Raw genomic sequence first — 13,070 nt, 5'->3', positions numbered from 1 at the left:
CGTAATCCCCCACCAGCCTCTCTCACCATTACGGTGTCCACAAGCTGATGCTGGCTGCAAAGCCGCATCAGCTTTTTTTCGTCTGCAGCGGATGGGAAAATCAGACGGGCATCATATGGGGGAAACCAGCCTGTTCAATTTCACCGTCGCCAGTTACCATCGTTTGATGAATCCAAAACCATCACTGCAGTCTTTCAAGGCCGGTTTTCTGGCTACTTTGCCGATGCAACTGGGCGTTGCGCCTTTCGGGCTGATTTTTGGCACGCTGGCCGCGCCTTCAGGCCTGCCGCCGTGGGCCGCGCTGGCGATGTCGGTATTTGTCTACGCTGGATCGGCGCAATTTCTGGCGCTGACGCTGCTTGCCGCCAGCGCCAGCTGGCCGGTGATTGTGCTGACGACGCTGGTGGTCAATCTGCGTCATGCGCTTTATAGCGCCACCTTGCAAAGCCCGCTGTCGTATTTGCCATTCTGGCGGCGGGCCGCTCTGGCGTATTTTCTGACCGACGAAACATTCGCCGCCGTGCAATCGGGGCTGAATCAGAACGCCCAGCCCATTGGCGCGTATATGCTCGGCTCTGGCGTCTGTAATTGCGCGACCTGGATTATTTTTACCGCGCTGGGCATTGTGCTGGGGCAGGCTGTGCCGCAAATTCAGCACTGGGGGCTGGAGTTTGCGATGGTCGCCACCTTTACCGGCATCGTCGTTTCCATGCTGGTCTCGCGTGCGCAGTGGATTGCCGCCTTGTGCGCTGGCGCGACCGCGCTGCTGGCGGCGGGGCTGCCGTATAAGCTGGGGCTGATTCTGGCGGTGATTGTTGGGGTGAGTGCCGGTATGCTGGCGGCACGTACCGAGCCGCTCGCCCATTCACCTTCTGCTTGATACCTGCCGATGTATTGCGCTGTAGAATAGATAAGGATTTCTCTGTATGGATATACCCTCGTTATTGTTAATGTTGCTGGGCATGGCGGCGGTGACGTACGCCTTGCGATTGGTGTTTTTTCTGCCCGGCGTGGGTGATCGCTTGCCGCCGCGTTTGCGTCAGGCCATGACCTATGTACCCGTTGCGGTATTAACGGCGATTGTCGTGCCTGAGGTTTTTTTGACGAAAGGTCAATTGAATACCGATCTGCTCAATCCGCAGTTATGGGGCATGCTAGCCACAGGCGCGGTGATGTGGAAAACGGCTCGGCTGCTGCTGGCCATTGGCGCGGGGATGGTGGTGTATTACGCAATCCGGCTGCTGATCGCTTGAACGAGGGTTTGAACTAGGGTTTGGCTGGATTGGGTGAAGGTAGAAAGCTGACAAGCTGCGCGTCAAATCAGGTAAAATAGTGAAATTCGTAAATCATTCAACGGCTTTGCTCAAGCGAGATAGCGCTTTGATCAAGGCCGTTTTTATTCGAACCGGTTTTATCCGAACAGTTTGTATTAGAACACTCAAAAGGCAGCATCAATACCATGGCACAAAAAACGTCATTTACCACGCTCGAACAACTCACGCCGGACTGGCACGACAATCTGGCTGGCTTGGGCTACGAGTTTATGACACCGATTCAGGCCGCCAGCCTGCCGCTGGTGCTGGAAGGGCGCGATCTGATCGCCAAGGCCAAAACTGGTAGCGGCAAAACGGCGGCTTTTGGGATTGGCGTGCTGCACAAGCTCAATCTCACGCTGTTCCGCCCGCAGGCGCTGATTTTGTGCCCAACGCGCGAATTGGCCGATCAGGTCAGCAAAGACTTGCGTCGCTTAGGTCGCCATTTGCCCAATTTGAAAATTTTAACTTTATGTGGCGGCACGCCGCTGGCGCCACAGGCCGCCTCGTTGGCGCACGGTGCGCATGTGGTGGTTGGCACACCGGGCCGGATTCAGGACCATTTGCACAAAGAAACGCTGATCGTCAAACAAGTCAGTACGCTGGTGCTCGACGAAGCCGACCGTATGCTCGATATGGGCTTTGGCGGTGAAGTGCAGGATGTGATCGGCTTTCTGCCCAAATGGCGGCAAACGCTGCTGTTCTCAGCAACCTACCCGGAAGGCATCCGCAAACTCTCAAGCAGCATTCAGCGCAGCCCAGTCGAAGTGACGGTTGAGGCGCTGCACGATCAATCGTATATCGTGCAAGCGGCATACGCGGTGAAAGACAACGCCGACAAGCCTGATTTGCTCAAACGCATTTTCGCCCATCATCAGCCGACCTCAAGCGTGGTGTTTTGTAATACCCGTGCCGATTGCATGGCGCTGGCTGACTCGCTGGTGGAAGACGGCTTTGACGCGATTGCGCTGCATGGCGAGCTGGATCAGCGCGATCGCGATTTAATGCTGGTGCGCTTTGCGAATGGCAGCTGCCCGATCTTGGTCGCCACCGATATGGCTGCGCGCGGGCTGGATATTAAAGAATTGTCGCTGGTGGTGAATTACGAGCTGCCGCACGACCCCGAAGTCTATGTGCATCGCATTGGCCGCACTGGCCGCGCGGGCAATAAAGGCCACGCGGTCAGCCTGGTTTCGCCAAGCCAGACCAAGCGCCAGCGTCAGATCGAAGAGTATTTGAAAACCGAGCTGCCGAAAGGGCGCGAGGACGATTTGACCATCGAAGGCGATTTTGCGCTGCCTGCGCGCATGAGCACACTGTGCTTTGACGCGGGCCGCAAACAGAAAGTACGCCCGGGCGATATTGTCGGCGCGCTGACTGGCGATGGCGGCTTGCAGTTTGAATCCATCGGCAAGATTGATCTGTTTGAATTTCAAACCTACGTCGCGGTTGATCGCTGCTATGCGACGCAGGTGATCAAGCGCCTGGGCAATGACAAAGGCAAACTCAAAGGTAAAGCGGTGAAAGTGCGCATCGTTTAAATCTTCATGGCTCATCAGGGTATACAGCTGTAAGTTAATTACCAATTGTGCTGCAGGCCTATACCCTTAAGAGCTGCTGTGCTTGCTTTGCTGCCCGACAAGACGTTCGGCTTAATTTTGCGTAAACTCAAGGCAAGCCCTTACGCAAGGTATCTGCCATGGCCACTGCGCTTTATTCCGCCAAATTAGCACGCCTGCGCGCCATGAAGCGCCGAGCTACCGGGCTGTTGATTGCCATGGCGCTGCTGCTGGTCTGGGTGATCTGGCTGCGCATGCAGTACCCGGATTGGCGCTGGCTGGGTTTTATCGAAGCCTTTGCCGAGGCCGCGCTGGTCGGTGGCCTGGCCGACTGGTTTGCCGTCACTGCGCTGTTTCGCCAGCCGATGAATCTGCCGATTCCGCACACGGCGATTATCCCGAAAAATAAGCACCGCATCGCCGATAGTCTGGGCGAATTTATCGAAGCGCATTTTCTATCCACCGAGCGCATTATGGCCAAGGTGAGTGAATTCAACCCTGCCGCGCAATTGTCTGCCTGGCTGATGCAGCCTGCCAACGCCCGCAATAGCACCGATCAGTTGGCGCTGTTATTTCATTATATTTTGCACAGCCTGAGCGAAACGCAGATGCAGCTGCGCCTACGTGAATTGCTGCGCAGCCAGCTGGGTAAAATCGATCTGTCTGCACCGGCGGCCGAGGTTTTGCAGTGGGTCAGGTACAGCGGCACACACCAGCATCTGCTTGATGCCGTGCTCAGGCATGTGGAGGCGCAATTGCAAAAGAGCGAGCTGCAGCAACATCTGGCGCAGCTGATCGCCGCCGAACTCGATTATCTGAAATGGATTGCACTGGATGAAGCGGGCGGGCGCTATCTGGCGCGCAAACTCGTCCATGCCGCGGCGCGTGAAGTGCAGGGCATGCGCGAAAATGATCAACACACCTTGCGCGTGCACTTTGATGACACGCTGGCCCAGTTGCAAGAGCGACTGAAAACCGACCCAGATCTGCAAGCGCGTCTGGCTGGCGCGCAGCAGAAAATGCTCAGCGATCCAGCCCTGATGAACACACTGGATCAAGTGTGGCTCAACGTGATCAGCATGTTGTCCGGGCAATTGAAAGAGCCTGATTCGGCGCTGCGCAGCAAGCTGGCCCAGGGCTTGAGCCATCTGGCGCAGCGTTTGGCGAACGACGAGATCCTATCCGACTGGCTCAACCGCCACGCCCGCATTGCCGCAGGCCAGCTCGTCAAACGCTACCGCCGCCAGATCGGCAATTTTATCGCCGAACAACTCAAAGCCTGGGACGACGAAGTGATGGTCGAGCGCCTGGAAGTGAACGTCGGCGTTGATTTGCAGTTTGTACGGGTGAACGGCACGCTGGTCGGTGGGCTGATTGGGGTAAGTTTATATGGCTTGCATCAGTTGCTGGTGTAGCTGACGTGGGTGAATACGCGCGGCGCGATTTAAAACGGCAATGTTCTGAGTTCCTCTTGATTCGAGTCTTTCTGCTGGATCTAGGGCTTGAGACCCCCTGTCGCCCATCGCCGAGGGAGTGGAGCGAGACAAACAGCATTACCGTTTGGCTCGCGACCGACCGAGGGAAGCCCGGAGGGCCGCAGGCGGGGGCCTGCCTTTCTTTGCTTACTTTCTTTGGCGAAGCAAAGAAAGTGAGTCCCCGTCGCGGATTGCGACTGCAAGAACACCGCGCCGAAGGCGCTAAAAACCACTCACACGTAATAAGAACATTACCTTTAAAACGTGGTCATGCCACAGGCCATGGCAAATACGGTTTTCAAGCCGCGATCGACCACGCCATCACCACCAAAATGCATAATAATCCGCGCATCGGCCGTTTTGTAATCCGAGCGCATTTCATAAAAGCGCGTGTGCAAGCCTTGCTTGCGGATATAGCGACACAGGCGCGCCGCGCTGGAATTGTCGGTGCTGAGTGCGGCCTCGGCGCAAATCAGCCCGTAAGATTGCGTATTGAGCAGCTCAACCGCCTCGTCATAGCTGCTGGCTACATCCAGCCATTCGTCCCACGGATATTCGGCGGGGGTGGAGGTAACGACCAGCGTTTTCAGGATATTTCTGGGTGGGATAGGCATGATCTGGCGCAGCAGCAGAATGTTTCACAAATTATACAAGCATGAAGCCGCGCAGCCGGTGTGATCAATATCATTGTGCCGATGAAAGTACCGGTTTTGTTTGGTGCTTTGATCGCACTTGTAATCTGTGTTTGCAGCGCATTGGGTTTGATATGCGCATTCTGCCCAGTGGTGGCATATACGTGGCATGGTATTGCTCTGTAGTCAAATTTTGAAAATGGCTAGATGGATATACCCCATCAATTGACTCAGTTGTAGCTGCTGTCTAGCTGTGTGAGCGGAAGTACAACGGGCTAAATTTAGCTTCTCCCCATCTGCCAGACCAGTACGCCTGCTGCCGCCGTGGCCAGCAAGTGCTTCAGGGTGTGACCGCTGATGAGGCCCAGTTGGTGGAACATCGCGTGGTCTTGCAGCTCGGCGATTTTGGCCAAGGCATACAGCACAATCGCTGCGCCAAAAGCGCGGCGTTGGGCGCTGCTGATCCTGGCTTGCCATTGCAGCAGCGGAATCAGAATCAGCGGCAGCATTTGTAGCAGCAGATAAGCACGCAAATCGCCCAGCCCTTGTGCCGGGCTTGGGCTGAGTAAAGCGGTGGCGGCAAAGCTAGGCCTATCGGTGTATTGCCACCACCAGACGCTCAGATAGCCCAGCAGCGCCAAAGCTGCGCAATAGATTATCTGCACGCTGCGGCGCTCGTGCTGGCCGTGGCATTCCTGCCATACTGCGGCGAGCAGGGCGACGCAGGCGATTGCAATCGGGATGCGGTCAAAAATCAGCCGCGCATTATCGGGCGCAAGGTGATACCAGCCCGAGCCAACAGCGGTTAGCAATACCGCAGCAAAAAACAGGCCATAGCCCACGCGTACGCCGGGCACCAGCTGGCGATTGAGCGCCAGCCGCAGCAGCCCCCAGCCACCGGCGAGCGCAAAGCCCAGATTGGACAGCACATCGGCGGCGTTCGGAATGCCCAGCCACACGCGGCGGTCGGCGAAATGGTGGTAGTTGGGCAGCTGCGTAATCGGGCCGTGGATCAGCATGCCCAGCGCGATGGCCGCCATAATCAGGCCGGGGAAAACTAGCGGATGATGCGTTTTCAGATTCATACTGGTCTCGCAAAGGCTGATTATTATATTTTTAAAAGCTGTTTTATTTTGTAAGCATTTTGCTGCTAAGATCGCGCTTTAGCAATGAAACCCTCATGGTAAAAAGACCGATGCAGCTGCGCTTTGTAGAACTCACCCCCGATCATCTGGCCCCGTTTTGCGATCTGTACTTGCGCGTGTTTAACGCCGCACCTTGGCATGACGGCTGGCAAATTGACGCGGTACGCGAGCGTTTTGCCGCGTTTAGCCAGTTTCCGCGTTTTTATGGTCTGGGCCTGCTGGCCGATGAGGTGCCAGTGGGTTTGGTGTTTGGCTGGGGCGAGCGCTGGATCGACGGCTGGCATTTTCAAATCAAAGAGATGTGCGTGGCCAATGAATTGCAAGGTACAGGTTTGGGCAAACAGTTGATGGCGCAATTTGAACAAAATTTGCTCGCGCAATCCTATGCCGCAGTTTTTTTGTATACCGGTTCGCACGTGCCAGCGAAGGCGTTTTATCAGGCGATTGGATTTGGTTTGGGAGAGCAAGACGTTTTAGGGAAGCGTCTCACGGCGGCACCTGTCATGCTGGCATGAAGCCGTTTCACGCTTATCATTTATGGCTATTTTTTCGTGTTTCCGTCTTGCCATTACCTACACTTCCCTCGATAATCCAGCCCATTAAGCAGGAGAGTGTATTTATCCACTTGATAAATACCACCGAAGGCGCAATGGCACCCGCGAATCGCTCAGGTCAAAGGACTGCTTGATCCGGATTGAAACCAATCCAAAAAACTCTGGAGAGTGCTCAAAAGAGCCGCCGAAGGGGCTAACAACTGCGCAGCAGTTGGAAAATCTCAGGTGACAGGACAGAGGGGTGTTGCCCGCTACATCAATAAAGTAGCGGCCTGCAAGGGTATACCCTAAGGAAGTCGATATGACCGCAACTACCGAAGCTGCCGCACCAAAAACTACCCCACTTTACGACTCACACGTCGCAGCTGGCGCGAAAATCGTTGATTTCGCTGGCTGGGCGATGCCTATCCATTACGGATCACAACTTAAAGAACACGAAATCGTCCGCAGCGATGCAGGCATGTTTGATGTCTCGCACATGTGCGTCATCGACATCACCGGCGCTGAGGCGAAAGACTGGTTGCGTACGCTGATTGCCAACGATGTTGAAAAGCTTGGTTTTGAAGGCAAGGCGCTGTATTCGGGCATGCTGACGCCCGAGGGCACCGTCATCGATGATTTAATTGTTTACCTGACCCACTACGGCTACCGCATGGTCGTGAACGCCGGTACGGCCGATAAAGACATCGCGTGGATGCTCAAGCAAGCCGAAGGCCGCGCTGTTGAGCTGACCGTGCGCCGTGAACTGGCAATGATCGCCGTGCAAGGCCCGAACGCGATTGAAAAAGCGTGCAAAGTGCTGCACGAAGAGTGGGAAAGCACGATTAAAGGCCTGAAAGTATTCCAGGGTTTCCCATTTGGCAGCGTTGAAGAAGGCTGGTTTATCGCTAGGACTGGATATACGGGAGAAGACGGCCTGGAAATCATGTTGCCTGCGGAAGAAGCGCCGCTATTCTGGAAAGCGCTGATCGGCGCTGGCGTTGCGCCGATTGGTCTGGGTGCACGCGATACGCTGCGTCTGGAAGCCGGCATGAATTTGTATGGTCACGATATGGACGAGACCATTTCGCCATTGCAAGCCGGCATGGGCTGGACGATTGCGTGGGAGCCAACTGATCGCAACTTCATCGGCCGCGCCGCGCTGGAAGCTGAAAAGGCCGCAGGCGTGAAATGCAAACAGGTTGGTCTGGTGCTCGAAGGCCGCGGCGTATTGCGCGAAGGCCTGAAAGTGGTCGTTGAAGGCGTTGGTGAAGGCATCATCACCAGCGGTACTTTCTCGCCTACACTCAAACATTCGGTCGCCATCGCCCGCGTTCCGGCCGGAACTGGCGTGACGGCGCAAGTTGATTTGCGCGGCACGCTGACCGACGTTCGCATCGTCAAAATGCCGTTTGTACGCAATGGCAAAAAAGTATTTTCGTAAGGTGTTAGGAGTGAGGTGTGAGGGGTAAAACCCGATCCATCCACTCTGAAGCCTGACCTTGTAGTATTTATTGATGAGAGTGAGTAGTCGGTAAAGTGCAGAGTTATACACCTTACACCTCACTCCTTACCCCTCACAGGAAAAAATCATGAGCAATGTTCCAGCAGAACTGAAATACGTAAACAGCCACGAGTGGTTGCGTCTTGAAAGCGATGGCACGGTGACCATCGGGATTACCGACCACGCGCAAGAATTGCTTGGCGATATCGTATTTGTTGAATTGCCAGAAGTCGGCGCTCAGCTCGACGCGGATGCAACAGCCGGTGTGGTTGAGTCGGTTAAAGCCGCTTCTGACGTTTACGCGCCAATCGCCGGTGAAGTGGTGGACGTGAACGTTGAACTCGAAAGCTCGCCAGAGCTGGCCAATAGCGATCCATACGGCGCGGCGTGGTTCTTCCGCGTGAAGCCAGCGAATGTGGCTGATCTGGACAAGTGTCTGACAGCGGCGGAATACAGCAAAGAAATCGGCGTTTAAAAAAACGTAGGATGGGTTAGGCCGCCGCAATGTGTATTAAAAACGCGAGTGCTGTTCGGCCGTAACCCGCCGTTTGCCGTTCATTTTTGTCTGGCATGGTGGGTTACGGCCCGGATGCCTTTGTGTATTTTTTACAAATAATGGAATGGCCTAACCAACCCTACATACAGATTGATTTCAAAGAATAATTTATCGCAAAGCGCGGCTCTTTAGCTGCGCTTTGCCACGCCTTGACCCTGAAGGTACACCATGACGCTTTCTACTTTGTTTAATCGCGACGAGTTTGTAGCTCGCCACATTGGCCCCAATAGCGCTGATCAGGCTGCGATGTTGTCTGAAATTGGCGCGACATCGCTCGACGATCTGGTTGGCCAAACAATTCCAGCCGATATTCGCTTTAACCAAGCGCTGAACCTGCCTGATGCATTGCCAGAACATGAAGCGCTGGCGAAACTCAAAGCCATCGCCAGCAAAAACATTATTAAAAAATCCTTTATCGGCTTGGGTTACTACCCGAACCTGACGCCGGGCGTGATTTTGCGCAATGTGTTGGAAAACCCGGGCTGGTATACCGCGTACACGCCATACCAAGCCGAAATCGCCCAAGGTCGCCTCGAAGCATTGCTGAATTACCAGCAAATGGTGATCGACTTTACCGGCCTTGAGCTGGCGAATGCTTCCTTGCTCGACGAAGCCACCGCAGCTGCCGAAGCGATGGCGATGGCGCGTCGCGTGTCGAAAGTGAAAGCAGACGTTTTCTTTGTTGATGCGCAGGTATTGCCTCAGACACTAGACGTGGTGCGCACTCGCGCGAAATACTTCGGCTTTGAAGTTGTGGTGGGTGCTGCAGATCAGGCTGGTGCTGGCGATTATTTCGGTGCGCTGTTCCAGTATCCGGGCGCTGATGGTGTGGTGGCTGATTTGTCTGGCCCGATCGCAGCACTCAAAGCCAAAGGCGGCGTGGCGATTGTGGCTGCTGATTTGCTGTCACTCGCGGTATTGAAGTCTCCAGCCGAATTGGGCGCGGACGTGGCCGTCGGTAACACGCAGCGCTTTGGCGTGCCAATGGGCTTTGGTGGCCCACACGCGGCTTATTTTGCATTCAAAGACGACATGAAACGCTCGGCTCCAGGCCGGATTATTGGCGTGTCGATCGATGCCAAAGGCAAAACGGCCCTGCGGATGGCGCTGCAAACGCGCGAGCAACATATCCGCCGCGAAAAAGCCAACTCGAATATTTGTACCTCGCAAGTGCTGCTCGCCAATATGGCCGGCATGTACGCCGTGTATCACGGCCCAGCGGGTGTAAAACGTATCGCGCAACGTGTTCACCGCTTGGCTGCGCTGTTTGCTGCGGGCATTACAAAAGCTGGCGGTAAAGTTGTTCACAGCGCTTTCTTTGATACTGTTCAAGTAGAAACGAGCAAGGCCGCGGCAATTTACGCGGCAGCACAAGACGCGGGCTACAATCTGCGCCAAGTGAGCGATACCGTATTGGGCGTGGCATTCCACGAAGCCGCGTCACAAGAAGATCTCGCAACGCTGTTGAAACTGTTTACCGGGACTGTTTATGAAGACGCTGATCTGGCAGTGCTCGACGCTGCGGCTAGCGACGCGATTCCGGCTGAGTTGGTACGTACTTCGGCTTACCTGACGCACCCAGTGTTCAATAGCTATCACACCGAACACGAAATGTTGCGTTACCTGAAACGTCTGGAAAATCGTGATTTGGCATTAAATCACTCGATGATTTCATTGGGCAGCTGCACGATGAAGCTCAACGCCACCAGCGAAATGATTCCGGTAACTTGGCCTGAGTTTGGCAATATCCACCCATTCGCGCCAAGCGAACAAACCGAGGGCTACCAGATTCTGGTTGATACCTTGGCCGATCAACTCAAAGCCATTACTGGTTTTGACGCGATTTGTATGCAGCCTAACTCGGGCGCGCAGGGCGAATACGCTGGTTTGTTGGCGATCAGCCGTTACCACGAAAGCCGTGGCGATGCGCACCGCAATATCTGCTTGATTCCAAAATCTGCGCACGGTACCAACCCTGCCACGGCGCAAATGATGAATATGCAAGTGGTGGTGGTCGATTGCGACGAGAGCGGTAACGTCGACGTGGCTGATCTGAAAGCCAAAGCCGAGTTGTACAAAGACAACCTTGCTGCGCTGATGCTGACTTACCCATCGACACATGGTGTGTTTGAAGCGGCAGTCAAAGAAATCTGCGCGACGATTCACCAGTTTGGTGGCCAGGTGTATATGGACGGTGCGAACTTGAATGCACAGGTTGGCCTGACTCGCCCAGCCGACATCGGTGCCGACGTGAGCCACATGAATCTGCACAAAACCTTCTGCATTCCACACGGCGGCGGCGGCCCCGGTATGGGCCCGATTGGCTTAGCGGCGCATTTGGCACCATTCATGGCCAACCACGTTGTTGCACCGATTACAGTCGGTGACGCGAGCGTGGCACAAGGGCAGGGTGCAGTGTCGGCGGCACAATTTGGCTCGGCGTCGATTCTGCCAATTTCGTGGATGTATATCACGATGATGGGCGCGGCCGGCATGAAAAATGCCACCGAGATCGCACTGCTCAACGCCAACTATGTGGCGAAGAAACTCGGTGCGCACTATCCAGTGCTGTACAGCGGTGCGAATGGTCGCGTAGCGCACGAATGTATTATCGACATTCGTCCACTCAAAGCGGCGAGCGGTATTACTGAGGTGGATATCGCCAAGCGCCTGATGGACTACGGTTTCCACGCGCCAACGATGAGCTTCCCGGTGGCGGGTACGCTGATGATCGAGCCAACAGAATCAGAAGCCAAGCCTGAACTTGATCGCTTTATCGCCGCGATGGTGTCGATTCGCAACGAGATCGCCAAAGTGGAAGCCGGCGAGTGGACGTTGGAAGACAATCCACTGAAAAATGCGCCGCACAGCAAAGGCGATATTGCGGGTGAGTGGAATCGTGCCTATAGCCGCGACACGGCCTTCTTCCCGCTGCCGTATGTGCTCGATAATAAATTCTGGCCATCGGTGAACCGGATCGACGACGTGTATGGCGACCGTAACCTGATTTGTTCTTGTCCGAGCATGGATGAATATTGATATTTTAATGCCACCACTTGCACTTTTATATCGAGCGGATGGCTCGTTGTGAACTGTGTGAGTGATCATTATCAGGGAGCCTTCGGGCTCCTTTTTTTATCCGTTCAGAATTTATTTTCAGAAAACCCTAGAAAAGGATTGAAATTCTGACAGAACAGGCCGATATTCAAGTTGTAAGGAATAAATTGTAAGGGTCTCCGTCGCGAATCGCGGATTTTGAAATACTTGGGGAGGGCCACATCATGTTGTACATCTTTGATATGTCTGCTGGTGATTGCGAAAGCAATTTTGAAAACGATAGCAATCAGTACGCATCCACTGCACAAAAAACTGCTGCCAAAGCCGATTTGGCTCAACACCACGAACATCAGTACGCCTGCCAGCTGCGGCTACTCACCGTGGCCGAAGCCGAAGAATCCCGGCCTGCACCACGACCACGCCCCTGGCTAAGCTAAGCATAAAAAAGCCCCGATTTTCGGGGCTTTTGCTTTTTTGCTGATTGAATTGCCCAATGTGTTGCACCGCTACATGCCGTAATGGGTGCGGATCATTTTCAGTACGCCGCGTTGTTCGAGCTTGTCGAGCGCATTATTGAGCTGCAGCACATCGGCCTCAGTGACATTTTTTTTGCTCAGCATGAAATGCACCGGTGCGCTGACGACCAGATTGGGCAAGGGGCTGATTGATAGCCCTTGCCGTCGTGCTTCATGAACGATGGCACCTGTGTCGCCCATAATCAGCTCGGCTCGTTTGGCGGCAAACATCTTGATGCCCTGCGTGAATGACTCAAAAGGTGATACCAGATGCGCTTTGAGCAGGGCATCCTGATGTTTTTTATAGTCTTCACCATACCAGCCGGCATTGGGTGCCAGCAAGCTGATGCGGCGGCGCAAAAGATCCGAGAAGCTGCTGATTTCCCGATATTGCGCCAACTGTGCCGGGTGGCTGAACAGGCTGACCGACTCAGGCCGGTAGGCGCGGGTAAACCAGCTGTATTCGCGTCTTTCCGGGGTATCGGATGCCGCCAGCATAATGTCGATCTCGCCGGCCATAAATTCGGCCAGACGCCGTTTGCGAGGCAGCTCGGCCACCAGAACAAGCTGGCAGCCTGCCTCGGTGAAAATGGCATTGAGCAATTCAATATCCAGCCCGGCCGGTTTGCCCTGTGGATTGGTGTACACATAAGGTGGCCATTGCTCCAGAGCCAGCTTGAATGGCTTGCTGCAGTTGGCCTGGCTGGCTGCACTGGCCAGCGCCAAGAGGAGGCTGGCAGCATACAGCTGCAAACGCGATGCTGGCATGGTGTCTCCTCGC

At 54.8% G+C, this 13,070-nt stretch carries 12 protein-coding genes and 2 riboswitches; of the genes, 9 read left to right on the top strand and 3 right to left on the bottom strand.

Annotated elements, in window-relative coordinates; translation table 11 throughout:
* Positions 1-115: 115 nt before the first annotated feature.
* The 4 genes from ABHF33_RS02290 (at position 116) to ABHF33_RS02275 (ending at position 4,287) form a co-directional block, all read left to right on the top strand.
* Complete coding sequence (locus ABHF33_RS02290; protein WP_348945447.1) at positions 116-880, top strand: AzlC family ABC transporter permease; 765 nt, start codon at positions 116-118, stop codon at positions 878-880.
* 46 nt (positions 881-926) lie between these two features.
* Positions 927-1,253, top strand: a complete 327-nt coding sequence (locus ABHF33_RS02285; protein WP_348945446.1) for an AzlD domain-containing protein — start codon at positions 927-929, stop codon at positions 1,251-1,253.
* Between the two features lie 206 nt (positions 1,254-1,459).
* Positions 1,460-2,854, top strand: coding sequence for an ATP-dependent RNA helicase DbpA (dbpA, locus tag ABHF33_RS02280; RefSeq protein WP_348945445.1), 1,395 nt, complete (start codon positions 1,460-1,462; stop codon positions 2,852-2,854).
* A 158-nt stretch (positions 2,855-3,012) separates the two neighbouring features.
* The gene (locus ABHF33_RS02275; RefSeq protein WP_348945444.1) at positions 3,013-4,287 is read left to right on the top strand and encodes a DUF445 domain-containing protein; all 1,275 of its coding nucleotides are present in this window, start codon (positions 3,013-3,015) and stop codon (positions 4,285-4,287) included.
* Between the two features lie 317 nt (positions 4,288-4,604).
* On the opposite strand, the gene ABHF33_RS02270 is transcribed toward ABHF33_RS02275, so the two are convergent.
* On the bottom strand, positions 4,605-4,961 hold the full coding sequence (locus ABHF33_RS02270; protein WP_348945443.1) for a hypothetical protein: 357 nt from the start codon (positions 4,959-4,961) through the stop codon (positions 4,605-4,607).
* Between the two features lie 299 nt (positions 4,962-5,260).
* Entirely contained in the window at positions 5,261-6,064 is an 804-nt protein-coding gene (locus ABHF33_RS02265) for a hypothetical protein (protein ID WP_348945442.1), read from the bottom strand.
* A 95-nt stretch (positions 6,065-6,159) separates the two neighbouring features.
* Between ABHF33_RS02265 and ABHF33_RS02260 the strand changes: the two genes are divergently transcribed.
* From ABHF33_RS02260 to ABHF33_RS02240, 5 genes are all read left to right on the top strand, one after another.
* Positions 6,160-6,639: a GNAT family N-acetyltransferase gene (locus ABHF33_RS02260; protein WP_348945441.1), complete on the top strand. Its 480-nt coding sequence runs from the start codon at positions 6,160-6,162 to the stop codon at positions 6,637-6,639.
* Positions 6,640-6,718: 79 nt separating this feature from the next.
* A riboswitch (glycine riboswitch) is annotated at positions 6,719-6,817 on the top strand.
* Between the two features lie 12 nt (positions 6,818-6,829).
* A riboswitch (glycine riboswitch) is annotated at positions 6,830-6,925 on the top strand.
* Positions 6,926-6,979: 54 nt separating this feature from the next.
* On the top strand, positions 6,980-8,101 hold the full coding sequence (gene gcvT, locus ABHF33_RS02255; protein ID WP_348945440.1) for a glycine cleavage system aminomethyltransferase GcvT: 1,122 nt from the start codon (positions 6,980-6,982) through the stop codon (positions 8,099-8,101).
* A gap of 148 nt (positions 8,102-8,249) precedes the next feature.
* A complete protein-coding gene (gcvH, locus tag ABHF33_RS02250) occupies positions 8,250-8,636 on the top strand; it encodes a glycine cleavage system protein GcvH (RefSeq protein WP_432803953.1) in 387 nt (128 codons plus the stop codon).
* Positions 8,637-8,885: 249 nt separating this feature from the next.
* Complete coding sequence (gene gcvP / locus ABHF33_RS02245; protein ID WP_348945439.1) at positions 8,886-11,756, top strand: aminomethyl-transferring glycine dehydrogenase; 2,871 nt, start codon at positions 8,886-8,888, stop codon at positions 11,754-11,756.
* Positions 11,757-11,998: 242 nt separating this feature from the next.
* Positions 11,999-12,211, top strand: coding sequence for a hypothetical protein (locus tag ABHF33_RS02240; protein WP_348945438.1), 213 nt, complete (start codon positions 11,999-12,001; stop codon positions 12,209-12,211).
* 69 nt (positions 12,212-12,280) lie between these two features.
* Here the strand turns inward: ABHF33_RS02240 and ABHF33_RS02235 are convergent, their stop codons facing one another.
* Positions 12,281-13,057 (bottom strand): substrate-binding periplasmic protein, encoded by a 777-nt coding sequence (locus ABHF33_RS02235; RefSeq protein ID WP_348945437.1) that lies wholly within the window; start codon positions 13,055-13,057, stop codon positions 12,281-12,283.
* Positions 13,058-13,070 lie beyond the last annotated feature (13 nt).

Source organism: Chitinibacter sp. FCG-7 (assembly GCF_040047665.1).
In the GTDB taxonomy this organism is placed as follows: domain Bacteria; phylum Pseudomonadota; class Gammaproteobacteria; order Burkholderiales; family Chitinibacteraceae; genus Chitinibacter; species Chitinibacter mangrovi.
Note: the sequence above shows the minus strand (reverse complement) of the source record. Positions and strands in the feature narration are given on the sequence as shown.